Source organism: Pseudomonas sp. REB1044 (assembly GCF_038813925.1).
Lineage (GTDB): Bacteria > Pseudomonadota > Gammaproteobacteria > Pseudomonadales > Pseudomonadaceae > Aquipseudomonas > Aquipseudomonas boreofloridensis.
Genome location: NZ_CP046139.1, coordinates 1,110,181 through 1,134,216, shown reverse-complemented (window position 1 = coordinate 1,134,216; position 24,036 = coordinate 1,110,181). Strand labels below are relative to the sequence as shown.

At 63.0% G+C, this 24,036-nt stretch carries 15 protein-coding genes and 6 pseudogenes; 8 read left to right on the top strand and 13 right to left on the bottom strand.

What is annotated here, in order from left to right; all coding sequences use genetic code 11:
- Positions 1 to 4: 4 nt before the first annotated feature.
- Positions 5 to 235, bottom strand: coding sequence for a hypothetical protein (locus GKC70_RS05320; protein WP_342650654.1), 231 nt, complete (start codon positions 233 to 235; stop codon positions 5 to 7).
- Positions 236 to 505: 270 nt separating this feature from the next.
- Between GKC70_RS05320 and GKC70_RS05315 the strand changes: the two are divergent.
- Positions 506 to 2,553, top strand: a pseudogene (locus GKC70_RS05315) (PhoX family phosphatase).
- Between the two features lie 121 nt (positions 2,554 to 2,674).
- Positions 2,675 to 3,922: an IS256 family transposase gene (locus GKC70_RS05310; RefSeq protein WP_342648746.1), complete on the top strand. Its 1,248-nt coding sequence runs from the start codon at positions 2,675 to 2,677 to the stop codon at positions 3,920 to 3,922.
- A gap of 179 nt (positions 3,923 to 4,101) precedes the next feature.
- Here GKC70_RS05310 and groL read toward each other — a convergent pair whose 3' ends face one another.
- From groL to GKC70_RS05285, 5 genes are all read right to left on the bottom strand, one after another.
- On the bottom strand, positions 4,102 to 5,745 hold the full coding sequence (gene groL / locus GKC70_RS05305; RefSeq protein WP_029614824.1) for a chaperonin GroEL: 1,644 nt from the start codon (positions 5,743 to 5,745) through the stop codon (positions 4,102 to 4,104).
- Positions 5,746 to 5,793: 48 nt separating this feature from the next.
- Positions 5,794 to 6,087 carry a co-chaperone GroES gene (locus tag GKC70_RS05300; RefSeq protein WP_029614823.1) on the bottom strand — a complete coding sequence of 98 codons (294 nt, stop codon included), beginning with the start codon at positions 6,085 to 6,087 and terminating at the stop codon, positions 5,794 to 5,796.
- 264 nt (positions 6,088 to 6,351) lie between these two features.
- Positions 6,352 to 6,813, bottom strand: coding sequence for an FxsA family protein (locus GKC70_RS05295; protein WP_029614822.1), 462 nt, complete (start codon positions 6,811 to 6,813; stop codon positions 6,352 to 6,354).
- Between the two features lie 66 nt (positions 6,814 to 6,879).
- The gene (locus GKC70_RS05290) at positions 6,880 to 7,611 is read right to left on the bottom strand and encodes a DUF2470 domain-containing protein (RefSeq protein ID WP_342650653.1); all 732 of its coding nucleotides are present in this window, start codon (positions 7,609 to 7,611) and stop codon (positions 6,880 to 6,882) included.
- Positions 7,612 to 7,747: 136 nt separating this feature from the next.
- Entirely contained in the window at positions 7,748 to 8,755 is a 1,008-nt protein-coding gene (locus tag GKC70_RS05285; RefSeq protein WP_342650652.1) for a DUF481 domain-containing protein, read from the bottom strand.
- A gap of 151 nt (positions 8,756 to 8,906) precedes the next feature.
- Here GKC70_RS05285 and GKC70_RS05280 point away from each other — a divergent pair, with 151 nt between their 5' ends.
- Positions 8,907 to 9,260: an MGMT family protein gene (locus tag GKC70_RS05280; protein ID WP_029614819.1), complete on the top strand. Its 354-nt coding sequence runs from the start codon at positions 8,907 to 8,909 to the stop codon at positions 9,258 to 9,260.
- Positions 9,261 to 9,303: 43 nt separating this feature from the next.
- Positions 9,304 to 10,851 carry an AmpG family muropeptide MFS transporter gene (locus GKC70_RS05275; RefSeq protein WP_342650651.1) on the top strand — a complete coding sequence of 516 codons (1,548 nt, stop codon included), beginning with the start codon at positions 9,304 to 9,306 and terminating at the stop codon, positions 10,849 to 10,851.
- 48 nt (positions 10,852 to 10,899) lie between these two features.
- On the opposite strand, the pseudogene GKC70_RS05270 reads toward GKC70_RS05275, so the two are convergent.
- The 3 genes and pseudogenes from GKC70_RS05270 to GKC70_RS05260 form a co-directional block, all read right to left on the bottom strand.
- Positions 10,900 to 12,132 (bottom strand): annotated as a pseudogene (locus GKC70_RS05270) (MFS transporter); the annotation flags it as partial.
- A gap of 197 nt (positions 12,133 to 12,329) precedes the next feature.
- Positions 12,330 to 13,172, bottom strand: a complete 843-nt coding sequence (locus GKC70_RS05265; protein ID WP_295481178.1) for a mechanosensitive ion channel domain-containing protein — start codon at positions 13,170 to 13,172, stop codon at positions 12,330 to 12,332.
- A gap of 115 nt (positions 13,173 to 13,287) precedes the next feature.
- Entirely contained in the window at positions 13,288 to 13,773 is a 486-nt protein-coding gene (locus GKC70_RS05260; protein WP_342650650.1) for a YajQ family cyclic di-GMP-binding protein, read from the bottom strand.
- A 98-nt stretch (positions 13,774 to 13,871) separates the two neighbouring features.
- Here GKC70_RS05260 and GKC70_RS05255 point away from each other — a divergent pair.
- From GKC70_RS05255 to GKC70_RS05245, 3 genes and pseudogenes are all read left to right on the top strand, one after another.
- Positions 13,872 to 14,788: pseudogene (locus tag GKC70_RS05255) on the top strand (putative 2-dehydropantoate 2-reductase).
- Positions 14,789 to 14,818: 30 nt separating this feature from the next.
- A pseudogene (locus tag GKC70_RS05250) lies at positions 14,819 to 16,848 on the top strand (ATP-binding protein).
- A gap of 1 nt (position 16,849) precedes the next feature.
- On the top strand, positions 16,850 to 17,416 hold the full coding sequence (locus GKC70_RS05245; protein WP_342650649.1) for a cob(I)yrinic acid a,c-diamide adenosyltransferase: 567 nt from the start codon (positions 16,850 to 16,852) through the stop codon (positions 17,414 to 17,416).
- 63 nt (positions 17,417 to 17,479) lie between these two features.
- Here GKC70_RS05245 and GKC70_RS05240 read toward each other — a convergent pair.
- The 4 genes and pseudogenes from GKC70_RS05240 to secA form a co-directional block, all read right to left on the bottom strand.
- Positions 17,480 to 18,423 (bottom strand): annotated as a pseudogene (locus tag GKC70_RS05240) (Nudix family hydrolase).
- A complete protein-coding gene (locus GKC70_RS05235) occupies positions 18,420 to 19,052 on the bottom strand; it encodes a glutathione S-transferase family protein (protein ID WP_342650648.1) in 633 nt (210 codons plus the stop codon). The pseudogene GKC70_RS05240 and the gene GKC70_RS05235 overlap by 4 nt, the downstream one beginning before the upstream one ends.
- Positions 19,053 to 19,106: 54 nt before the next feature.
- The gene (argJ, locus tag GKC70_RS05230) at positions 19,107 to 20,324 is read right to left on the bottom strand and encodes a bifunctional glutamate N-acetyltransferase/amino-acid acetyltransferase ArgJ (protein ID WP_342650647.1); all 1,218 of its coding nucleotides are present in this window, start codon (positions 20,322 to 20,324) and stop codon (positions 19,107 to 19,109) included.
- 168 nt (positions 20,325 to 20,492) lie between these two features.
- The gene (gene secA, locus GKC70_RS05225) at positions 20,493 to 23,228 is read right to left on the bottom strand and encodes a preprotein translocase subunit SecA (protein WP_342650646.1); all 2,736 of its coding nucleotides are present in this window, start codon (positions 23,226 to 23,228) and stop codon (positions 20,493 to 20,495) included.
- Positions 23,229 to 23,540: 312 nt separating this feature from the next.
- Between secA and GKC70_RS05220 the strand changes: the two are divergent.
- A pseudogene (locus GKC70_RS05220) lies at positions 23,541 to 23,995 on the top strand (DciA family protein).
- The last annotated feature ends 41 nt before the right edge of the window (positions 23,996 to 24,036 follow it).

The following is a 24,036-nucleotide window of genomic DNA, read 5'->3' as shown; positions in this document are numbered from 1 at the left end:
CGCGCTACCAGCGCCACTGCCGCTCGCCACTGCTGGCCTCAGGCCCCAGCCATTGTGCGCCACGCAGCAAGGGTGTCAGCGCCGCCTGGGGCTGCACCGCGAAGGTCAGCCGACCCCGCCGAGCCCCCAAGAAAGCCTCCAGATAGGCCCGGTGCTGCCCCGCCAGCGCCAGCGCCCCCTGCACCCGCCAGTCGTCGTCGCACTGCAACTGCAACCACCCCTCCCCCAACGCCATCGACCATCCACCCCATGACTTCGCGCCTGCCCATACTGCTTGCCATCGACACCGTCATCCTCAACCCACTTCATGTTGGGCCACGGATATTGGGCAGGCTGGGTGACAGTTTGATGGCAGAAATCGGACACGCCTGGCGAAAAGGTTAGGCAAATCTTGTTACTAATAGCGCCAGGTTTTAAGCGCTCATTAACATTTCTGCCAATGAATCATCACACTTGCCGCCTAGAGTCGCGGTTCCCTCTGTTCAACCACTACAAGGAACCCCTGATGAGTCGAGAAAGCGGCGACAACCTGGACCGGAACCCCAGCAGCAACCTGCCGATGGCCAGCGTGATGGATGCCTACCTCAGTCGTCGCACGGTGATGCGCGGCAGCCTCGGTGCGGCCATCGCGATGATCGCAGGAACCGGCCTGACCGCCTGCTTCGACGGAGGTGGCGGCAGTTCCCACCATGACGCGCCGACCACTCCGCCGCCCACCACCGAACCCCCGGCCAAGCTCAAGCTGGGCTTCCAGTCGATCGCCGGCTCGCGCACCGACGCCTGCGTGGTCGCCGCTGGCTACAGCGCTTACGTGATCGCGCCGTGGGGCACCCCGCTCAACAGCAATGGCAACCCGTGGAAGTCCGACGGTAGCAACACCTCGACCGACCAGGCCAATGCCATGGGCATGAACCATGACGGCATGCACTTCTTCCCCATCAATGGCAGCTCCGAGGACGGTCTGCTGGCGATCAACTTCGAGTACATCGAAACCGACGCCTTGCACCCGAACGGTCCGACCGTGGATGCCGCCGGCAAGCGGCCGGTGGAGGAAGTGCGCAAGGAGATCAACGCCCATGGCGCCGGCGTGGTGCGCTTGAGCAAAGTCAACGGGCGCTGGCAGGTGGTGCAGAACGACCCGCTCAACCGTCGCTTCACCACCGCCTCGCTGATGGATATCGCCGGGCCGATGCGCGGCACCGATCACGTCAAGACCAAGTTCTCGCCGACCGGCACCCAGGCCCGCGGCACCAACAACAACTGCGGCAACGGCTACACCCCGTGGGGCACTTACCTGACCTGCGAGGAAAACTGGCCGGGCATCTTCGTCAACAAGGCCACGCGCTCGGCCGATCAGGTGCGCATCGGCGTCAGTGCCACGCGGGGCCAGTACCGCTGGGAAACCGCTGCGGGCGATGCCAGTGAAGTGCAGGACGAATTCACCCGCTTCGATGTCACCCAGACTGGCGCCAGCGCCACAGACGACTACCGCAACGAAGCCAGCACGTATGGCTATATCGTCGAGATCGACCCCTACAACAGCGCCACGCTAGCGGTGAAGCGCACCGCCTTGGGCCGCTTCCGCCACGAGGGCTGCTGCCCGGGACTGCCGGTGGCCGGTAAGCCGCTGGTGTGGTACACCGGCGACGACTCGAACAACGAGTACCTGTACAAGTTCGTCTCCGAGGCGGTCTGGGATCCGGCGGATGCCAAGCCCGCCGACCGCCTGGCCACCGGTGCCAAGTACCTGGACAAGGGTAAGCTCTACGTGGCGCGCTTCAACGCCGACGGTTCGGGTGTCTGGCTGCTGTTGGACGTGGCCACGCCAACCATCGCCGGCAGCACCTTGGGCGCGCAGTTCGGCGACCTGCCGGGCATCATCCTAAATACCCGTGGCGCAGCGGACGCGGTGGGCGCGACGCCCATGGACCGTCCGGAATGGACTGCAGTCAACCCGCTCAATGGCGACGTCTACCTGACCTTGACCAACAACAGCGCGCGTACCGCGGCCAAGGTCGATGCGGCCAACCCGCGGGGGCCGAACCGTCACGGGCACATCATTCGCTGGCACGACAGCGACGATCACCAGCGTTTCACCTGGGACATCTTCGTGTTCGGCGCCAATGCGGGCGGGGCACCTGAGATCAACCGGTCCGGGCTGACCGAACTGAACCAGTTCGCCAGTCCCGACGGCATGAGCTTCGATAGCCGGGGGGTGTTGTGGTTCGAGACCGATAACGGTGAGAGCAGTGTCACCAGTTACACCAACGATCAACTGCTGGCGGTGATTCCGACTGACCTGGTCGATGCGGCCGGTAAGCAGGTGCCGGTCAATGCGCAGAACCAGGTGGACTTGCGGCGGTTCTTCGTTGGGCCCAATGGGTGTGAGGTGACGGGGATTACCTTTACGCCGGATAACAAGACGTTGTTCATCAATATTCAGCATCCGGGGAATTGGCCTTATACCGATAAGGCGACCGATGTGACGCCGGCGGGGGGAAGGTTCGGCCGCGGGCCTCTACGGTGGTGATTCAGCGGGATGATGGGGGGTGATTGGGACGGCTTGAGGTTTCTGGGGTTTTGGGTTTTTTGGGGTGATTATCCGTTGGCTTTGGTGGGGCTGGGTATGTCAGAAATTTTGTGTTCGGGCATAACATGAGCAAGAGGTGCATGTATGCCAACCAAGAAGAAACCCCTGCGTGACCTACCAAAAATCCCCAAGGAGCTGCTCGAGCAGTTCGGTGAGGGCCTGATGACTGCGGAGGCTATCGAAGATGCCTCTGCGGCATTCAAGAAGGCGTTGATCGAACGGGCCTTGAACGCCGAGCTCAGTCACCACCTGGGGTATCTGCCGGGCGCGCAGCGCCCAGAGGATGAAACCAATCAGCGCAATGGCAGGACTGGCAAGACGGTTCTGACTGGAGAGGGGCCGCTGCGGCTGGATATCCCCCGTGATCGAGACGGTAGTTTTGCGCCCATCCTGATTCCCAAGCACGAGCGCCGTTATACCGGTTTCGATGACAAGATCATCGCCATGTATGCCCGAGGCATGACCGTTCGGGAAATTCGCGCATTCCTCTCCGAGCAGTATGGAACGGATGTTTCGCATGACTTCATCAGTTCGGTCACGGCCGAGGTGATGGAGGAAATCGGCGCGTGGCAACAGCGGCCGCTGGAGCCGATGTACCCGGTCATTTTCTTTGATGCACTACGAGTCAAGATTCGCGAAGAAGGCCTTGTGCGCAACAAAGCGATTTACTTGGCGCTGGGCGTTCTACCCGATGGGACGCGCGATATTCTCGGGATCTGGATCGAAAATACCGAAGGTGCGAAGTTCTGGATGAAGGTCTTCAATGACCTCAAGACGCGCGGCGTTGAGGATGTGCTGATCGCCGTCACCGACGGCCTCAAAGGGATGCCAGAGGCGCTAAGCGCCGTGTTTCCGGCCACCACGCTGCAAACATGCATCGTCCACTTGATCCGCAACAGTCTCGATTATGCAGCGTGGGATAAGCGTCGTGATCTGGCCAAAGCGCTCAAGCCGATCTATCAGGCCATCAACGCCGAGGCGGCTGAGCAGGCACTGGATGCCTTTGAAAACGGCCCTTGGGGCAAACAGTACCCAACGGTAGTTGCGGCATGGAGAAGAGCCTGGGATCGAGTGATTCCATTCTTTGTCTTCCCGTCAGGCATTCGAAAAGTGATCTATACGACCAACGCGATCGAAAGCATCAACGCCCAGCTACGCAAGATCATCAAAACGCGTGGTCACTTCCCAACGGATGAGGCCGCCACCAAGCTGATCTGGCTGGGGCTGCGGAACATCACGGCAAACTGGGGCTCAGCGGCCCATGACTGGAAAAATGCGATGAATCAATTCGCGATGCTGTACGGAGATCGATTTATCAGGCCGACCTGGTAAAAGCATGGCCAGCCTGACGGCAGGCCGTTATCGGCCCGCACACAAAAATCTGACACTCTCGTGGGGCTTAGCCACCGGATATTCACCCAAAACCACCTCCCAGAAATCCCCCAACCAAAGAAAACGAAAAAGCCCCACACAAGGCGGGGCTCTTCGTTTACAGCAAGGTGGGGAGGACCTTACATCATGCCGCCCATACCACCCATGCCACCCATATCCGGCATGCCACCACCGGCCGGCTTGTCTTCCGGCAGATCAGCAACCATCGCCTCGGTAGTGATCATCAGACCACCGATCGAAGCAGCCGCTTGCAGGGCCGAACGAGTCACCTTGGCAGGATCCAGAATACCCATCTCGATCATGTCGCCGTACTCGCCAGTCGCAGCGTTGTAGCCGTAGTTACCCGAACCCTGCTTGACCTTGTCGGCCACCACGCTCGGCTCGTCACCGGCGTTGGCGGTGATTTGACGCAGCGGTGCTTCGACAGCGCGACGCAGCAGTGCGATACCAACGTTCTGGTCTTCGTTGTCACCTTTCAGGTCGGCGATCGCAGCCAGGGCGCGAACCAGGGCAACACCGCCGCCAGGCACCACGCCTTCTTCGACGGCAGCACGGGTAGCGTGCAGGGCGTCTTCGACACGGGCCTTCTTCTCTTTCATTTCGACTTCGGTGCCAGCACCGACCTTGATCACGGCAACACCGCCGGCCAGCTTGGCCAGACGCTCTTGCAGCTTCTCACGGTCGTAGTCGGACGAGGTCTCTTCGATCTGCGCACGGATTTGCTTGACGCGTGCTTCGATGTCGCCGTCTACACCCGCACCGTCGATGATGGTGGTGTTTTCCTTGGACAGGATCACGCGCTTGGCGTTACCCAGGTGCTCCAGGGTAGCGGTTTCCAGCGACAGGCCGATTTCTTCGGAGATGACCTGGCCGCCAGTCAGGACAGCGATGTCCTGCAGCATGGCCTTGCGACGGTCGCCGAAGCCTGGGGCCTTGACCGCAGCGACCTTGACGATGCCGCGCATGTTGTTGACCACCAGGGTAGCCAGGGCTTCGCCTTCGACGTCTTCGGCGACGATCAGCAGCGGACGACCGGCTTTGGCCACGGCTTCCAGAACCGGCAGCAGTTCACGGATGTTCGAGATCTTCTTGTCGACCAGCAGCAGCAGCGGGCTGTCCAGCTCGGCGACCATGGTGTCAGGCTTGTTGACGAAGTACGGCGACAGGTAGCCACGGTCGAACTGCATGCCTTCGACGACGGACAGTTCGTTTTCCAGACCCGAACCTTCCTCGACAGTGATCACGCCTTCCTTGCCGACTTTTTCCATGGCTTCGGCGATGATTTCACCGATGGAGTTGTCGGAGTTGGCGGAGATGGTGCCGACCTGAGCGATGGCCTTGGAATCGGCGCACGGCTTGGACAGGTTCTTCAGCTCGGCGACGACGGCGGAAGTGGCCTTGTCGATACCGCGCTTGAGGTCCATCGGGTTCATGCCGGCAGCGACAGCCTTCAGGCCTTCGTTGACGATGGCCTGGGCCAGGACGGTGGCGGTGGTGGTGCCGTCACCGGCCGCATCGTTGGCCTTGGAAGCGACTTCCTTGACCAGTTGCGCGCCCATGTTCTCGAAGGCGTCTTTCAGTTCGATTTCCTTGGCGACCGAAACACCGTCTTTGGTGATGGTCGGCGCGCCGAAGCTCTTGGCCAGGACCACGTTGCGGCCTTTCGGGCCGAGGGTCGCTTTTACCGCGTCAGCCAGAACGTTGACACCAACGAGCATTTTCTTGCGAGCGGAATCGCCGAATTTTACGTCTTTAGCAGCCATGATCGTTTAATCCTTGGAATTCTGTGGAGTAACGGGAAGTCGGGGAAATCAGCCTTCGATGACGGCCAGGATTTCGTTCTCGGCCATGACCAGCAGGTCTTCACCATCGACTTTCACGGTGTTGCTGCCCGAGTACGGGCCGAAAACCACTTTGTCACCCACTTTCACGGCCAGCGCGCGCACTTCGCCGTTATCCAGGACACGACCGGTGCCGACGGCGACGACTTCGCCACGGTTGGGTTTTTCAGCGGCCGAACCTGGCAGGACGATACCGCCAGCGGTTTTCGATTCTTCTTCGCTGCGACGGATGACGACGCGGTCATGCAGAGGACGAAGCTTCATTGTCGATCTCTCCTAATGTGTGGTTTTCATCGGCCGGTGTGACACCGGCGGGTTGAGCTATCCGGCGTTGCCGGTGGGGGCCCGCACCGGGCGAGCCCCACATGTCATGTCTGGTGTCGCCACCAGAAACCTTGCGGTGACCACTACATGAGGCCGCGCAGTTCGATTACAAGGGTGAAGCTGGAAATTTTTTTCTCCCAGCCGCCTATAAATGAACAAGCCCGCGCCACCGAAATGGCACGGGCTTGATAGACAGGGGCCTGGTTACTGATCGCGGCGCTCGTACTCGCCCTCGATGACATTGGGGCGATGACCGCCATCACGCGGCTGCCCATGCAGCGGGTCATCCTGGAACGCACGCTGGCGGGTGGCCTGGGCCTCGGCACGCTGGCGCAGTTTGCGCGCCGCCAGATGGCGAGTGAAGGGCAGCAAGCACAGCAGACCCAGCACGTCGCTGATGAAACCCGGCAGCAGCAGCAAGCCACCACCGACCGCCAGCATCATGCCCTGGAACATGTCTTCGGCAGGCAACTCGCCACGCTGCAGGCTCTCACGGGCACGCAGCGCCGTGGCCAGGCCCGCGATACGCATCACCAGCAGCCCCAGGGCCGAGCCGGCAACGATCAGCAGCAAGGCTGGGAAGAAGCCAATCGCGGCGCTGACTTTGACGAAGACGAACAACTCCAGCACCGGAAAAATCAGGAACAGCAATAGAAAAGCACGCATCAAGGATTCCTCGACGGAAGTGAACCTTCCAGTAAGACCATCAGATGGATGCCGATGCTGCGGAGTTCAACCCCGATTCATTTCGTAAACCGGCCAGCGGTCAGCACGCGCCAGCAAAACCAAGGCTTCGCGTACTTGTGTCGGCGTATTGCAAATGCTGGGAAACGCCAGCCAATGGATCGCATGGCCGATGCGCAGGTGCAGCCCTTCGCTGTCGATGCCGACCAGTTCGGCAGGCACACGGCGCGGCAGAGCACAGAGCTCGACATAATGTGCGATGGCGCTGGCATGGTCGCTGTTCATGTGCGCAATCATGCTGGCCTCGACCGCGCCAGCGAAGGGGTTGGCCAGGGTCACCTGATCGAGCCAGTGAATGGCGCCAAAGCCACCGATGTAGCGGTGACGCACCGGCTCCAGCACCCAGAAATCGAAGTCGTGGGCCTTGTGGTAGTCGCTGGCATCGGGGAAGTAGCGGTAGTAGCGGTCGGCAGCAGCCTCGATGGCTGCCGACTCGGCCAGCTTGCGCGCCTCGGCCATCACCGTCAGGCGCCCCACGGCCTGCACATCCTCAGCCTCGCGCTCGCCCACCAGCAACGAGCACTTGGGATCTTGCTGCAGGTTATGGGTGTGCTGGGCAATGCGGCTGATCAAGAGCAGCGGCCGCCCTTGCTCATCGAGGCAATAAGGCACCACCGAACCGAAGGGAAAGCCGGGCATGGATTTGGACAGGGTCGACAGCACGCCGCGGTATTCCTTGAGCAGCAGCTCCCGAGCGGGTCGAATGGCGTGGGTACTCACAGCGGGTCTCCTTGGCGGTCAGCTACGGAAAGCAGCTGCAAGCTATTAGCTACAAGCGGCAAGAAAAAGCAAGCGTGGGACGTGCCTCTGCGGCACCTCCCACCACTCTTCTTGACGCTTGTGGCTTGCCGCTGCCTTACCAGGCGACGCCGAAGCCTGCGGTGTAGCGGGTCTTGTCCAGGTCGCTGTCGCGGGTGCCGCGGATCAAGTCTTTCTCGGCCTTGAGGTTGAGGGAGGCCCAATCGGTGACCTTGTAGCGCAGGCCCACCTCGGCATCCAGCGAGTAATCGGCCACCGAACCGATCGGCTTGCCAAGCTCGCCGTTGGTGAAGAACTCGATCTTCTTGCCGATCAGGTAGCGGTTGTAGTCCCACTTCACGGCGGCGGAATAGAAGTTGTCCTTGCCGCCGTCGCTGTACTCGTAGTCGGTGCGGTTGATCAGCGTTCCGAGCGAGAAGGCGCCCAGTTCGTTGTCCCAGAACTGATAGCCCGGGCCGGTACCGACCGTGCGCTGGCGCGCCAGGTCTTCGATCATGTCGCGCTTGTACTCCAGGCGACCCTGCCAGAACCACTTCTCGGTGAGGAAGCGGTCCAGCGCGTACTCGGCGCTCCAGTTGTTGGTGGTGGTCACGTCGTCCTTGGTTTCGCGGTTGTACTCGCCTTCGGCGGTGTGCCGCCAGCGGCCGTGGCGGGCGGTGGTCTTGAAGTCGATGTCGTAGTCGTCGGTGTTCTTCTCGGCGCGCTTGTAGTCCAGCGCCAGGTCGACGTTGCCCTTCCACATGAAGTCTTCCACCAGCGGGCGCGGCTTCATGATCTGCTCGATGCTGGCGAGCTCGACGGTCTTGGGCGCCTCACCGTTGGCCAGGATCACTTTGCCGGACTCGGCAGGCTTGAGCGACTTGGCTTTCTCGCCGGTCTCGGCATCCTGCTTGACCAGCAACTCCTGGTCGCTTTCCAGGGTCTTGATCTGCTTCCAGTCCAAGGCAATGTTGCCGCCATAAGGCGTCTGCAGTAGCAATTTGCCGCCATCGAAGACCTTGATCTTGCCGGTCAGGCGGTCACCGTTTTTCATCCAAACGGTATCGGCGAGGACGGGCGCTGAAAGGGAAGCGGCGAAGAGGCACAGCAGGGCTCTAGAATACATAAGCAAATTTGCGTTCGATTGGCTGGAAACGTCGGGCATTATCCAGATACCCGAGATCGGAGCAAGGAAAGACCAGACCTATGCCTACGAGTTCAATTCTCATTTCGCTCATTCATTTGGGTGCTTTCCTTCCCAACCCAGGGATAGCCTGATGTTGGAACAATCGATTCCGCACAATGGGGACCCTCAAGTCCGACGAACGGCACTCTATGTGGTGCTCGATCAAGTGCCCGCAGGCAAGGTGGTCAGCTACGGCCAGTTGGCGGAAATGGCCGGTCTGGGGCGAGCGGCGCGCTGGGTCGGGCGTACCTTGGGCCAGTTGCCGAGCGACACTCGCCTTCCCTGGCACCGTGTGCTGGGCGCCGGCGGACGACTGAGCCTGGCACCGGGCACCCCCTCTGGCGACGAGCAGCGCGCCAGGCTGCGCGCAGAGGGCGTGAATGTCGCCAACAATCGCGTGGATATGTCGCGCCATGGCTGGCGCCCGATGGAGCACAGCGGTTAGAGTGCGCGCTTTGTTTTCGCAAATTTGAGGCAGATGTTGGCCCATGCCCCGTAAAACCTGGCGCGCTGCGCTCGCTGCCTATGCCAGCCCGTCAACGCTGGTGCTGTTGTTGCTCGGCTTTGCCGCTGGCCTGCCCTACATGCTGGTGTTTTCCACGCTCTCGGTGTGGCTGCGCGAAGCGGGAGTCGCCCGCGAAACCATCGGCTACGCCAGCCTGATCGGTCTGGCCTATGCCTTCAAGTGGGTCTGGTCACCGCTGCTGGACCAATGGCGTCTGCCGGTACTGGGCGGTATGGGCCGACGTCGCTCCTGGTTGTTGCTGTCACAAGTGCTGGTGGTGGTGGGGTTGATGGGCATGGGCCTGTGCGACCCGCAGAAGCACCTGTCTTGGCTGATTGCCCTGGCGGTGCTGGTAGGGTTCGCCTCGGCCACCCAAGACATCGCCGTCGATGCCTACCGCCTGGAAATCGCCGACGACCAGCGCCAGGCCGCCTTGGCGGCCAGCTACATGGCTGGCTATCGGGTCGCTGCACTGCTGGCCACCGCAGGCGCGCTGTTCTTCGCCGAATGGTTTGGCTCCACCGGTTTCAGTTATCTGCACAAAGCCTGGACCGGCACCTATGTCCTGTTCGGCGTGCTCATGCTGCCCGCGCTGTTCACCACCTTGGTGATGCGCGAACCGGCGGTGCCGCTGCGCACCCAACTGTCGGCCGCGCGCTATGGCCTGATGCACCAGTTGGCCTCGGTGTTCGTGCTGATCATCCTGTTGGTGTCGGTACCGGCAAGCTTCACCCAGATGTTCAACACCGACTGGGCCAGCGTGGTGTTCGGCAATGCGACGATGCTCGACCTGCTGCGCGAAGACCGTGCCTTCCTGCGCCTGATCCTGTACGCGCTGCTGACCTGGGCCTGCCTGTCGTCCATGGGCCGGCGTGGCCTGGCGCCGGTGCTGACGCCGGTCAACGACTTCATCGTCCGCTATCGCTGGCAGGCCCTGCTGTTGCTGGGGCTGATCGCTACCTATCGAATGTCGGACACGGTGATGGGCGTGATGGCCAACGTGTTCTACATCGACATGGGCTTCACCAAGGATCAGATCGCCAGCGTGAGCAAGATCTTCGGCCTGATCATGACCTTGGTGGGTGCTGGCGTCGGCGGGCTGCTGATCGTGCGCTTCGGCATCCTGCCGATCCTGTTCATCGGCGGCATCGCCTCGGCGGCCACCAACATCCTGTTCGTGATGTTGGCCGACATGGGACCGAACCTGGAGATGCTGGTGGTGACCATCTCGCTGGATAACTTCAGCTCAGGGATGGCCACCTCGGCCTTCGTCGCCTACCTGTCGAGCCTGACCAACCTGAAGTTCTCTGCCACCCAATACGCGCTGCTGAGCTCGATCATGCTGCTGCTGCCACGCCTGATCGGCGGCTACTCGGGCGTGATGGTGGAGAAGTTCGGTTACCACAACTTCTTCATCATCACAGCCCTGTTGGGCGTGCCGACGCTGATCCTGATTGCCCTGCACTGGCATCAGGAGATCAAACGCGGCAAGCAGGTCGAGGCGCAAACCCAGACGAGCGAGCAGCCCTGATCGGTCGCCGCGCAGCAGTGATCGATTCACGCGCGCCTCAACCCGCGACGACCCCTTCCCCGCCCGCCCGCCAACGATGAACCACAGCGGCCAGATCGCCAGTGCACCGGCGATCCCCGCCGCCAGCGCGAAGTGCAGCAAGCTGGCGCCGGCGCCGATCATCGCCAGCAACGCGCCGCCGAGCCCCAGCAGGGCGATGGTGATCATGCCCAGCATGGCCGAGACCAGCCCCTTGCTCTGCTCGCTGGCAAACAGCGTCATGCGGTACAGCACCGCGTTGGCCACACCCAGGCCCAATGCGTACAGCGACATGCCGGCCACCACGCTGATCACCGTCGGTCGTAGCCAGGTCGCCAGCACCAGCAACCCCAGACCCGCCAGGTAAGGCCACAGCGCACCGCGCACCAACACGGGAAGCGGGTAACGGTCGGCAATCCGGTTGATGATCAGATTGCCCAGGATCAACCCGCCGAACACCGGCAATTGCCACAGGGCGTAATCCAGAGTGCTCAGCCCTTCGTCATGGATCAGCAGCACCGGCGACAAGCCGATCCAGCCAATCAGTGGCAGCCCCACCAGACCCAATGCCGCGCTGCCAGCAACGAACTGACGGTTCCTCAGCAGTTGCCCGTAGCCGGCCAGCAGCGGCAGCAGATGGATCGGCGTGAACGCCAGGCGCGAGCCATCGCGACGTTCCACACCCAGGGTTTCGGGCATCAGCCGGTACAACAATCCCCAGCACAGCAAGGCACCGACGGCGAAGGCCACGAACAGCCAGCGCCAGTCCAGCCATTGCAGCAGCAAGGTGCCGACCAGCGGTCCGAGCAACGGCGATAGCAGGGCGATGTTGGCCATCAGCGCCATCATCCGCACCGCGTCCGCTTCGCTGAAGGCTTCGTTCAGCGCCGGATAGCTCACCGTCACCACGAAGCCCAGGCCGATGCCCTGCAGCAGGCGCAGCAGGTTGAACAGACCAATGTCCTGGACCCAGAAGGTCGCCAGGCAGGCAATGCCGAAGAAAATGCAGCCACCCAGCAGCAGCGGGCGACGGCCATAGCGGTCGGCCAAGGGTCCGATCAGCCACTGCAGCAGCACGCCGCCGAGCAGGTAGAGGTTCAGCGCATGGGGAATGAACTCGGGACTGGCCTGCAGGTGGTCGACCACCACCGGCATGGCCGGCATCACGGCGTCGCTGGCCAGGTAGGTGAGCAACTCGAACAGCGCCAGGGTGAGGCCGAAGAGCAGCGCGCGCAGAGGGGTGATGTACAGCAGTGGTTTCATGGTGGGGTATCGCGGCAAGGCAAAGGGAGGGCCAGGGTATATGCCATAAACGGCGGGCCAGTGTTGTGAGCAAGTGTAAAGGTGCGATTCGCTGACCCTGCTGAGACGGCAAAAGGCCGCGCTTGCTAGGGAGATTCCCTGCAAGCGCGGCCTTTTGCCGCTGCGAAGCCGACTATGCGCCGGCCTTGGAGACGCGCTTATTGCGCAGCCGCCTCCTGCACCACGCGAATCACCCGCTGCGGGAACGGGATGTCGATGCCTTCGGCCTTCAGCCGGTCACGGGCCTGCTCGTTGAGCATGAACATCATGTCCCAGTAGTCGGAGGTCTTGGTCCACAGGCGTAGCGAAACAGTGATCGAACTGTCGCCCAGGTTCGACACCACCGCCACCGGCGCAGGATCGGCCAGTACGCGCGGATCCTTGGCCAGCTCCAGCAACACATTGCGCGCTTTCTGCAGGTCGGCTTCGTAATCGACGCCGACATCGAACACCACCTTGCGCGTCGGCTGGCGGTTGGTGTTGGTGATGATGCCGTTGGACAGACTGCCGTTGGGCAGGATCACCGTCTTGTTGTCACCGGTGCGCAGCACGGTATGGAAGATCTGGATGCTGTCGACGGTGCCGCTGACGCCCTGGGCTTCGATCCAGTCGCCAATGCGGAACGGTCTGAACAGCAGGATCAGCACGCCGCCGGCGAAGTTCGCCAGGCTGCCCTGCAGCGCCAGACCGATGGCCAGTACCGCACCCCCCATGGCAGCGACGAACGAGGTGGTTTCGATGCCGATCATCGACGCCACGCTGATCGCCAGCATCACTTTCAACGCGATATTGGCCAGGGTGCGAATGAAGCCCTGCAAAGCCGGATCGGCGACGCGCAAGCCCACCAGCCGTCCCAGGCGGTCACTGATCTTGCTAGTGACCCACCAGCCGATGGCGAGTGTGAGCAGCGCCAGCAACAGGCGGCTGCCGTAGGCCATGATCAAGGGAATCCAAGTCTGGGACTGGCGAACCAGTTGGTCGACTTCGGCGTTCAAATCCATGTTCTTCTCCTGAATGCCTGACGGCAGGTCTTGAATGAAGCAGGCCGCCGTGCGTCCAGCGGCCCGGAACCGATGGACCGCTCATGCCGCCATCGGGTTCCTGGGAAAAGCCTGATCAATCGCGGAAGTTGTTGTACTGCAACGGCATCTCGAATTCCTTGGTGCGCAGCAGGGCAATGGCTTCCTGCAGGTCGTCACGCTTCTTGCCGGTGATGCGGACCTGCTCGCCCTGGATGGCGGCCTGGACCTTGAGCTTGGCATCCTTGATGGTGGCGACGATCTTTTTCGCCAGGTCCTTGTCGATGCCCTCGCGGAACTTGGCTTCCTGCTTCTTCTCCTTACCGGAGGCGTAGGGGTCTTGGGTTTCCAGGCACTTCACGTCGATCTTGCGCTTGACCAGTGCCAAGCGGAGGATCTCCAGCATGGCCTCGAGCTGGAACTTCTCCTCAGCAGTCAGCAGTATGGTCTGATCTTTGTCCTTGAACTCGAAGGTGCCCTTGCCCTTGAGGTCGTAGCGGCGGTCCAGATCCTTGATAGCGTTGTCGACCGCGTTCTTCACTTCGTGCTTGTCCAGTTCCGATACCACGTCGAACGACGGCATGGGTGTTCTCCATAAAAAAGCGCGCTCGATGCGAAGATGGAGCGCGTCGGGTTTGACGGTTAAAATGCCCGCTCATTATAACGGGTTGCGAAACGCAGATGAGCAGCACCTGGCACATTCTCGGCGCCGGCAGCCTCGGTAGCCTCTGGGCCTGCCGCCTGGCGCGGGCGGGCAAAGCCGTTCAGTTGCTGCTGCGCGACCACCAGCGCCTGGCCGCCTACCGGGCCGCCGGTGGGCTGACGCTGGTCGAAGCGCAGCAGACCACCTCGTTCGCCATTCCCGCGCAGTGTTGCGACGACAGCGGCCCGATCCGTCGTGTGCTGGTGGCCTGCAAAGCGTATGACGCCGCGGCTGCCGTCGCCCGCATCGCCCCACGGCTGGCGAGCGACGCGCAGTTGATCCTGTTGCAGAACGGCCTGGGCTGCCAGGACGAGGTGGCGGCGCTGGTCCCCAGGCGCGTTGCATTTTCGCTTCCAGCACCGAAGGCGCGTACCGTGAGCAGGACTGGCAGGTGCGCTTCGCCGGCCAAGGCTTCAACTGGCTAGGCGACCCGCTGAATCCAGCCCAACCTGACTGGTTCGTCGACCTGCAAGACGCCGGCATCCCCGCCGAGTGGACCGTGGACATCCTCACTCGCCTGTGGCGCAAGCTGGCCCTGAACTGCGCGATCAACCCGCTGACAGTGCTGCACGACTGCGCCAACGGCGGCCTGCTCGGGCACCTGGACGCAATCGACAGCCTGTGCCGGGAGCTCGGCGAGTTGCTCGAACAGGCCGGCCAACCCCAGGCCGCGCAGGATCTGGCCGAGGATGTGCAGCGGGTGATCCTGGCCACCGCGGCCAACTATTCTTCCATGTACCAGGACGTGCAGGCCGGACGCCGCACCGAGGTGCACTACCTGCTCGGCTACGCCTGCCGGGTCGCCAAGCGCCATGCCGTGGCGACACCTGCCCTGGAACGCCTGCACCAGCGGCTGGTCGATAAGCTGCAGGCGCGCAACCTGCCCTGCGACTAACGTCGCCCACCCTTCCACACGGACCTTGCCATGACCTTGCGCCAACGCCTGGAAAACCTCCCGGTCGGGCAGAAACTGCTGGCCGCGCTGCTGGTGCTTTTGGTGACCATTCTGCTCGTAGCCAACCTGGCCTTCATCAGCGCCGCCTACTGGATCACCCAGGACAGCATGGGCCCGCAAGCCCTGCAGACCATTGGCCGCCTGGTGGCCAATCCCCAGCTTTCGGCGCAGGCCAGCGAATCCGCGGAGGACGCCCACGCGCTGCTCAAGGAGTTGAACAGCTACACGCCACTGCGCGCCGCGGTCGTCTACGGCAGCGATGGCAAGCTGCTTGCCCAGCTCCATCATGGTCAACCGCTGAGCATGCCCAAGCGCTACCGCAACATCGACGGCTGGCGCCTGACCGAATTTCGCAATACCCAGTTGATCGCCCTGCCGCGCCCCGGCAACCCGCCCGCGCACCTGCTGCTGGTGGCCAGCAGCGAGCTGCCGATGGCCTTCTACACCGGCACCCTGTCGGCGAGCCTGGCGATCCTGGTGTTCAGCGTGCTGCTGTGGCTGGTCATCGCCCGGCAGATCAAACGCTTGATCACCCAGCCGATCAACCGCCTGGAAGAGTTGTCGCGCCAGGTCACCCGCGAAGAGAGCTACGCCCTGCGCGCCCAGCGCGGCAACGACGACGAGATCGGCAGCCTGGCCGCAGCCTTCAATACCATGCTGTCGCGCATCGAGGCGCGCGAAGACCAGCTTAAGCGTGCCCGCGACGAGTTCCAGTCGGCCTATGACCAAGCCCAGGGCCTGGCTGAGGAAACCCGCCACACCAACCGCAAGCTGGAGCTGGAAGTGCAGGTGCGCAGCAAGATCGAGAAGAAGCTCACCGGCTTTCAGAACTACCTCAACAGCATCATCGACTCCATGCCTTCGGCGCTTATCGCCCTCGACGAACAGCTCTACGTCACCCAGTGGAACCAGGAGGCCACGGCGCTCTCCGGCACGCCGCTGCACCAGGCGCTGAACCAGCCGATCTTCATCGCCTTCGAGCCACTCAAGCCGTTCCTGCCGCAACTCAAGGACACCGTGCAGAAGCACCGGGTGGCCAAGATCGACCGGGTCACCTGGCCCAAGGACGACGAGCCGCGCCACTACGCCCTGACCTTCTATCCCTAACCGGCGGCGGCGGACGCGGCGTGGTGATCCGAATCGACGACATCACCCAGCGCCTGTCGCTGGAGGAAATGATGGTGCAATCGGAAAAGATGCTCTCGGTGGGCGGTCTGGCGGCGGGCATGGCGCACGAGATTAACAACCCGCTTGGCGCGATACTGCACAACGTGCAGAACATCCGCCGGCGATTGTCGCCGGAGTTGCCGCGCAATCAGCAGCAGGCCGAGGAGTTGGGCATCGAACTGGCTACCGTCAACCGCTACCTGGACAGCCGCGAGGTGCCGCAACTGCTCGAAGGTATTCGTCAGGCAGGCGCGCGCGCAGCGAAGATCGTCACCCACATGCTCAGTTTCAGCCGCCGCAGCGATCGACAACTGGCGCCCTGCGACCTGCCCGCCCTGATCGACCAAGCGCTGGAAATTGCCGGCAACGACTTCGACCTGACCGGCGGCTTCGACTTCAAGGGCCAGGCCATCGTCCGCCAGTTCGATCCCGAGTTGGGGCCAGTACCGTGCACGGCGAACGAACTGGAGCAGGTGCTGCTCAACCTGCTGAAGAACGCCGCCCAGGCCATTCACCAGCGCCCGGCGCCCAGCGAGCCAGGGCGCATCGTGTTGCGCACACGGCTCAATCCCCCGTGGGCCGAGATCCAGGTGGAAGACAACGGCGTGGGCATGCCCGAGTCGGTGCGCAAGCGCACTTTCGAGCCGTTCTTCACCACCAAGGAGATCGGCCAGGGTACGGGCCTGGGGCTGTCGGTGTCGTACTTCATCATCACCAACAACCACAAGGGGCAGATGGAGGTGCACTCCACCCCGGGCCAGGGCACCTGTTTCACCCTGCGCCTGCCCCTCAGTCAAGCGGGCGCGCACCGCTCGCAGCAGACGGAGGCATGACATGGGCTATCGCCTGTCGAAGATCTACACCCGCACCGGTGACCAGGGCGAAACCGGCCTGGGCGATGGCCGCCGCGTGCCCAAGGACCACCCGCGCATCGAGGCCATGGGCGAGGTGGACATGCTCAACAGCCAGTTGGGCCTGCTGCTGGCGGGACTGGCTGAACACGGATTGGTCGAACTGAGCGAGGTGCTCGAACCTTGCCAGCACCGGCTGTTCGACCTCGGTGGCGAACTGGCGATGCCCAGTTACCAGGCGTTGAACCAGGCGGAGGTGGGCCGACTTGAAGCGGCCATCGACCGTTGGAACGACGAACTGGGACCGTTGAAGAACTTCATCCTGCCCAGCGGCTCGGCCTTGGTGGCCCAGGCCCACGTGTGCCGGGCGCAGGCCCGTAGCGCCGAGCGGCGGTGTCAGCAGCTCAACGCCCTGGAGCCGTTGGAAGGGGTGGGGTTGGCGTACATCAATCGGCTGTCCGATCTGCTGTTCGTGGCGGCAAGGATTATCGGAAGACGCCAGGGTATTGCTGAGGTGCTGTGGCAGGCGGCGGAGAAACCGCAGGGATAGGCGGACGGCGGCAGAACGTGGGCCGCAGCGCGGCCCTGCCCTGCTGCACCAGAGCCAAACTCGTCAGACCTCAGGCCAGAACGCCCGAATGCCTGCAACGCCCTGCCCGCCCACCTGCCAGGCACGCGCTCGGTCCTCAGGACCGACGCCACCCAACAGAAACACCGGATGCTCGAACCCAGCGATCAACCGCTGCGCTTCGCCCCAACCGATTGGCGTCGCGTCGGGGTGCGTTTGCGTCGGCTGCACGGGCGACAGGGTGACGAAGTCCACCCCATCTGCCGGGCCAGCTCCAGCTCCTCGGCGCCATGGCACGAGGCCGCCAGCCAACGGTCGGTGGGAAACGGACGGCCTTTGGCGGCGTACTTGCGCAACTGCGCCGCAGTCAGGTGCCAACCGGCGGAAGGAAAGTCGCCCAGCCACTCCAACGGCCCCTTGAGCATCAACTGCGCCTTGCCCGCGCACAGTCCTACCGCATCTACCGCCACATCGCGGTACTGCGGGTCGTACATGTCCGGGGCACGCAGTTGGATCAAGCGGATGCCGTCAGCCACCGCTTTCTGGATACCTCGCAGCAGTTGCGGTGTTTCCAGGCCGTCCGGGGTGATCAGATACCGGTCGGGCAACCGCGCTGCAGCGACGATCGGTGTGTTGGCCTCGGGGAAGCTGTACTGCGGCAACTCGCGCGGCGACACCCAGGCCAGCGGCTGGCCCTCGGCACCGTGGGGCTGGCCGCGGAACGCGGTGACCTCACGCACATCCAGCAGCACGTGCTTGTCCGGATAATCGTGACTGACCTGGATCAGCGGACGCGAAGCGCCGACTTCGATGCCCAGCTCCTCGCGCAGCTCGCGGGCCAGCGCCGTCTCGACGTCTTCACCCGATTCGACCTTGCCACCGGGAAACTCCCACAAGCCGCCCTGATGCTGGGAGTCAGCACGCCGGGCGATCAGGATGCGGCCATCCTCGCCGCGAATCACGGCTGCCGCGACATGCACCCGCTTCATCCGGCACGCTCCGCCAGACCGGCTTGCTGCCAGGCCTGGAAGGCCGGCCAGTTGTAGATCGTCTCGATGTAGGCCGCAGCCTCCGCCGGCACGGCCACGCGATAGGTGCGCAAACGCACGGCCACCGGGGCGAAGAAGGCATCGGCCAGGCTTGCACGACCGAACAGGAAGGGACCGCTGTCCTTGGCCACCAGGCGGCACTCGGACCACAGCGCGACCATGCGGTCGATGTCGGTCTGCACGTCGAGCGGCACACTGTCCAACGCCTGATTGCGCGACAGGTCGAACGGCATAGCACCGCGCAAGGCGAAGAAGCCACTGTGCATCTGCGCACAGGCCGAGCGGGCCTGAGCGCGCGCGGCCACGTCCGCCGGCCACAACTGCGCCTGGGGATGCTGTTCGTTGAGGTACTCGGCGATGGCCAGGGAGTCGGCGATGGTGCCGTGTTCGGTCTTGAGTACGGGTACTTTACCCGTGGCCGAATGGGCCAGAAGACGCGTGGAGGTATCGGCCTGGTTAAGTTTGACGAGCGTTTCCTCATAAGGCACGCCGGCCAGTTCCAGAGCCAGCGCACCGCGCAGGGACCAGGAGGAATACAGCTTGTCGCCGATGATCAGGTGATAGTTCATGGGGTCGGCTCCATCGATCGGAAGAGATGGGGCCGCCCTGCGGCCCCGGGTGTATCAGGTACGGTACTCGGCGTTGATCTTCACGTACTCGTGGGACAGGTCAGTGGTCCAGATCGTCTCGCTGCACTGGCCCCGGCCCAGCTCGATACGGATGGTGATCTCTTCCTGAGCCATCACCGCCGAGCCCTGCTCTTCGGTGTAGCTCGGGCTGCGACCACCCTGGCTGGCGATGCACACGTCTCCCAGGTAGACATCGATCAAGCTCACGTCCAACTCCGGTACACCCGCGCGGCCGACGGCCGCGAGAATACGGCCCCAGTTCGGATCGGAGGCGAACAGGGCGGTCTTGATCAGCGGCGAGTGGGCCACGGCATAACCGACGTCCAGGCACTCCTGGTGATTACCGCCGCCGTTGACCTGCACGGTGACGAACTTGGTCGCCCCTTCGCCGTCGCGCACGATGGCCTGCGCCACCTCCATGCACACCTCGAACACCGCCTGCTTCAGCGCCTCGAACAGCGCGCCGCTGGCCTGGGTGACCTCCGGCAGGTCGGCCTGACCAGTGGCGATCAGCATGCAGCAGTCGTTGGTCGAGGTATCGCCATCGATGGTGATGCGGTTGAACGACTTGTTGGCGCCGTCGAGCATCAGGTCCTTGAGTACGGCCGGAGCGACCTTGGCGTCGGTGGCGATGTAGCCGAGCATGGTGGCCATGTTCGGACGGATCATGCCCGCGCCTTTGCTGATCCCGGTGACGGTGACGGTCACGCCGTCATGCTGGAACTGGCGGCTGGCCCCCTTGGGCAAGGTGTCGGTGGTCATGATGCCGGTGGCGGCTTCAGCCCAGTTGTTTTCCGACAGATCGTCCAGCGCCGCCTGCAAGGCGCCCTCGATCTTCTCGACCGGCAGCGGCTCGCCGATCACGCCGGTCGAGAATGGCAGCACCGCTTCGGCAGGCACGCCCGCCAGCTCAGCGAGCTTGGCGCAGGTGCGCTCGGCAGCGGCCAGCCCCGGCGCGCCGGTACCGGCGTTGGCGTTGCCGGTGTTGGTCAGCAGGTAGCGCACAGGACCGTGGACACGTTGCTTGGAGAGGATCACCGGCGCCGCGCAGAAGGCATTGAGGGTGAACACGCCGGCCACGCTGGAGCCTTCGGCGCAGCGCATGACCACCACATCCTTGCGTCCGGGGCGCTTGATGCCCGCCGAGGCGATGCCGAGTTCGAAACCGGGAACCGGGTGCAGGGTAGGCAGGGGACCGAGACCGACAGCCATTGGAACGCTCCTTGGAAATGAATGGATTGCGAAAAGCAGGGCCGCTTTGCGCCCCATCGCGGCACAAGGCCGCTCCTACAGTGATTTGAAATACCTGTAGAAGCGGCCTTGTGCCGCGATGGGGCGCGAAAGCGGCCCCGGATGTGACGTCACCGCGAGAGGATCAGATCACTCGATCTGGCCGTGGCAATGCTTGAACTTCTTGCCCGAGCCACACCAGCACGGTTCGTTGCGACCCAGCTTCTGCTCGTTGCGAACCGGCATGGCAGCCACGGCCACCTCAGCGCCCTCTTCGCTCAACGGCTCGCTTTCCAGGCCTGGCGCAGACGCATGCTGGAATTGCATGCGGCTGGCCAGTTCCTCGGCTTCGCGGCGCAGACGGGCCTCTTCCTCGACCGGATCTTCGCGGCGCACCTGAACGTGGGACAGCACACGGATGGTGTCGCGCTTGATCGACTCCAGCAGCTCCTGGAACAGAGTGAACGACTCGCGCTTGTACTCCTGCTTCGGGTTCTTCTGGGCGTAGCCGCGCAGGTGGATACCGTGACGCAGGTGGTCCATTGTCGACAGGTGGTCTTTCCACAGGTCATCCACCACGCGCAGCAGGATCTGCTTCTCGAAGGTGCGCAGGGCATCGATCCCGGCCTGGTCTTCCTTCTCGGTGTAGGCGGTGGTGATTTCGTTCAGCAGCTTCTCGCGCAGGGTTTCCTCGTAGAGGTGGTCGTCCTCGTCGAGCCACTGCTGGATCGGCAGCTTCATGGCGAAGTCACTGGACAGCGACGCTTCCAGACCGGCGACATCCCATTGCTCAGGCAGCGATTGCGGCGGAATGTGCTGGCTGATGGTAGCGTCCAGCACTTCCTTGCGGAACTCGCCGATGGTGTCGCCGATGTTCTCGGCGGCCAGCAGGCTGTTACGCATGTGGTAGATGACCTTGCGCTGCTCGTTGGCCACGTCGTCGTATTCGAGCAGTTGCTTGCGGATGTCGAAGTTACGGCCTTCGACCTTGCGCTGCGCCTTCTCGATGGCGTTGGTGACCATGCGATGCTCAATGGCTTCGCCGGACTGCATGCCCAGGGCCTTCATGAAGTTCTTCACCCGATCGGAGGCGAAGATACGCATCAGGCTGTCTTCCAGCGACAGGTAGAAACGGCTGGAACCGGCGTCGCCCTGACGACCAGCACGGCCGCGCAACTGGTTGTCGATTCGGCGCGACTCGTGGCGCTCGGAAGCGATCACGTGCAGGCCACCGGCTTCCAGCACTTGCTGGTGACGCTTCTGCCAGTCGGTCTTGATGTGGGCGATCTGCTCTTCGGTGGGGTTGTCCAGGGCGGCGACTTCGGCCTCCCAGTTACCGCCCAGCAGAATGTCGGTACCGCGACCGGCCATGTTGGTGGCGATGGTCAGCGCACCCGGCGCACCGGCCTGGGCGATGATCTCGGCTTCCTTCTCGTGGTACTTGGCGTTCAGTACCTTGTGCTCGATGCCTTCCTTGTGCAGCAGGTTGGACATGTGCTCGGAGGTCTCGATGGTCGCAGTACCGACCAGCACGGGACGGCCCTTGGCCATGCTCTCCTTGATGTCGGTGATGATCGCCGCGTATTTCTCCTCGGCGGTCAGGTACACCAGGTCGTTGAAGTCCTTGCGCGCCAACGGCTTGTTCGGCGGAATGACCATCACGTTGAGGCTGTAGATCTGGGCGAACTCGAACGCTTCGGTGTCGGCGGTACCGGTCATGCCGGACAGCTTGGTGTACAGACGGAAGTAGTTCTGGAAGGTGGTCGAAGCCAGGGTCTGGCTCTCGGCCTGGATGTTCAGGTTTTCCTTCGCCTCGATGGCCTGGTGCAGGCCTTCGGACAGGCGGCGACCCGGCATGGTCCGGCCGGTGTGTTCATCGATCAGCAGGATCTGACCGTCCTGGACGATGTACTCGACGTTGCGGTGGAACAGCTTGTGGGCACGCAGACCGGCGTAGACGTGGGTCAGCAGGCCCAGGTTGTGCGCCGAGTACAGGCTCTCGCCCTCGGCCAGCAGGCCGACCTGGGTGAGCATTTCCTCGATGAACTGGTGACCGGCTTCGTTGAGCTCGACCTGGCGGCTCTTCTCGTCGATGGTGAAGTGACCTTCCTGGGTCACCTGGCCTTCGACCTCCTCGATGTGCTGCTTCAGGCGCGGGATCAGGCGGTTGATCTCGGTGTACAGCTTGGAGCTGTCTTCGGCCTGCCCGGAAATGATCAGCGGGGTACGCGCTTCGTCGATGAGGATCGAGTCCACTTCGTCGATGACCGCGAAGTTCAGCTCACGCTGGAACTTCTCGTCCTGGCTGAAGGCCATATTGTCGCGCAGGTAGTCGAAGCCAAACTCGTTGTTGGTACCGTAGGTGATGTCGGCCGCGTAGGCGGCGCGCTTTTCTTCCGGCGGCTGGAAGGCCGAGACGATGCCGATGGTCAGGCCGAGGAACTCGTACAGCGGACGCATCCAGTTGGCGTCGCGACGGGCGAGGTAGTCGTTGACCGTGACCACGTGCACGCCTTTGCCGGACAGCGCGTTGAGGTACACCGCCAGGGTGCCGACGAGGGTCTTGCCCTCACCGGTACGCATCTCGGCGATCATGCCCTCGTGCAGGGTCATGCCGCCGATCAACTGGACGTCGAAGTGGCGCATGCCCATGACGCGCTTACCGGCCTCACGGGCCACGGCGAAGGCTTCGGGCAGCAGTTGGTCGAGGGTTTCGCCTTTGGCCAGGCGCTCTTTGAACTCTGCGGTCTTGCCGCGCAGTTGTTCGTCGGAGAGGGCCACCATCTTCTCTTCGAAGGCATTGACGGCACTCACCGTCTTGAGCATGCGCTTGATCTCACGCTCGTTCTTGCTTCCAAAAAGTTTTTTCAACAAAGGCGCAAACATATCGGCTGGTTCTTCCACACTTAGGGATGGAGGGCGGCCCCGAGAGTCGCCCGTGCAGCCCTTGGGCCGCATGCGAACGAGCATTCTACCCGGAAACGATGGTGAGGAAAGTGGTGGATTTCCACGATGCTGGCACAGCGCTTTTAGCGGGGCTTACCTAACATAGGGATATTTTTTCCAAGTTCAAGGCGCCAGATCATGAAAGCTGCGATTGCCGCACCTGCCCCGCGCATCGGCGCGCTGAGGCATGCCGCACAACGTCGGCGATGCCATCTGTTAGACTGCCGATCTTGTAACCTCGTGCGTACCCCGATGGCCTATAAACCGCCTTCTGCCCAGCCCCCGCCACCCTGCTGCGCCAGGCCAGGCCACTGCGTCTGCTGCTCAACCAGGCCGAGCGCCTGGAGCATCTGCAGCGCCTGCTGGAAAGCCAACTGCAGCCGGCCGCCCGCGAGCATTGCCATGTCGCCTCGTGGCGCGATGGTTGCCTGCTGCTGGTGGTCACTGACGGGCACTGGGCGACCCGCCTGCGCTATCAACACAAACGGCTGCTGACGGCCCTGCGCGGCATGGACGCCTTCGGCAACCTGCAGCGCATTCGCTTCCAGGTACAGCCGCCGGTGGCAGCGCCGAAACGACAGATACACGCCAGTGAGTTATCGCGCCACGCCGCGCAGAGCCTGCGCGAAACCGCCGAAGCCATCGAAGACCCGAAACTGCGCGCAGCGCTCGAGCGTCTGGCCGCCCATGCACCAGACAACAGCTGATCGCACAATGAAAAAGGCCACCCGAAGGTGGCCTCAATGAA

Bases quoted from the DNA above. Each gene is read 5' to 3' on its own strand.
- GKC70_RS05320 (WP_342650654.1), bottom strand. From the start codon at position 235: ATGGCGTTGGGGGAGGGGTGGTTGCAGTTGCAGTGCGACGACGACTGG.
- GKC70_RS05260 (WP_342650650.1), bottom strand. From the start codon at position 13,773: ATGCCGTCGTTCGACGTGGTATCGGAACTGGACAAGCACGAAGTGAAG.
- GKC70_RS05265 (WP_295481178.1), bottom strand. From the start codon at position 13,172: ATGGATTTGAACGCCGAAGTCGACCAACTGGTTCGCCAGTCCCAGACT.
- GKC70_RS05300 (WP_029614823.1), bottom strand. From the start codon at position 6,087: ATGAAGCTTCGTCCTCTGCATGACCGCGTCGTCATCCGTCGCAGCGAA.
- GKC70_RS05295 (WP_029614822.1), bottom strand. From the start codon at position 6,813: ATGCGTGCTTTTCTATTGCTGTTCCTGATTTTTCCGGTGCTGGAGTTG.
- GKC70_RS05310 (WP_342648746.1), top strand. From the start codon at position 2,675: ATGCCAACCAAGAAGAAACCCCTGCGTGACCTACCAAAAATCCCCAAG.
- GKC70_RS05235 (WP_342650648.1), bottom strand. From the start codon at position 19,052: ATGAACTATCACCTGATCATCGGCGACAAGCTGTATTCCTCCTGGTCC.
- groL (WP_029614824.1), bottom strand. From the start codon at position 5,745: ATGGCTGCTAAAGACGTAAAATTCGGCGATTCCGCTCGCAAGAAAATG.
- secA (WP_342650646.1), bottom strand. From the start codon at position 23,228: ATGTTTGCGCCTTTGTTGAAAAAACTTTTTGGAAGCAAGAACGAGCGT.
- GKC70_RS05275 (WP_342650651.1), top strand. From the start codon at position 9,304: ATGCCCCGTAAAACCTGGCGCGCTGCGCTCGCTGCCTATGCCAGCCCG.
- GKC70_RS05285 (WP_342650652.1), bottom strand. From the start codon at position 8,755: ATGTATTCTAGAGCCCTGCTGTGCCTCTTCGCCGCTTCCCTTTCAGCG.
- argJ (WP_342650647.1), bottom strand. From the start codon at position 20,324: ATGGCTGTCGGTCTCGGTCCCCTGCCTACCCTGCACCCGGTTCCCGGT.
- GKC70_RS05245 (WP_342650649.1), top strand. From the start codon at position 16,850: ATGGGCTATCGCCTGTCGAAGATCTACACCCGCACCGGTGACCAGGGC.
- GKC70_RS05280 (WP_029614819.1), top strand. From the start codon at position 8,907: ATGTTGGAACAATCGATTCCGCACAATGGGGACCCTCAAGTCCGACGA.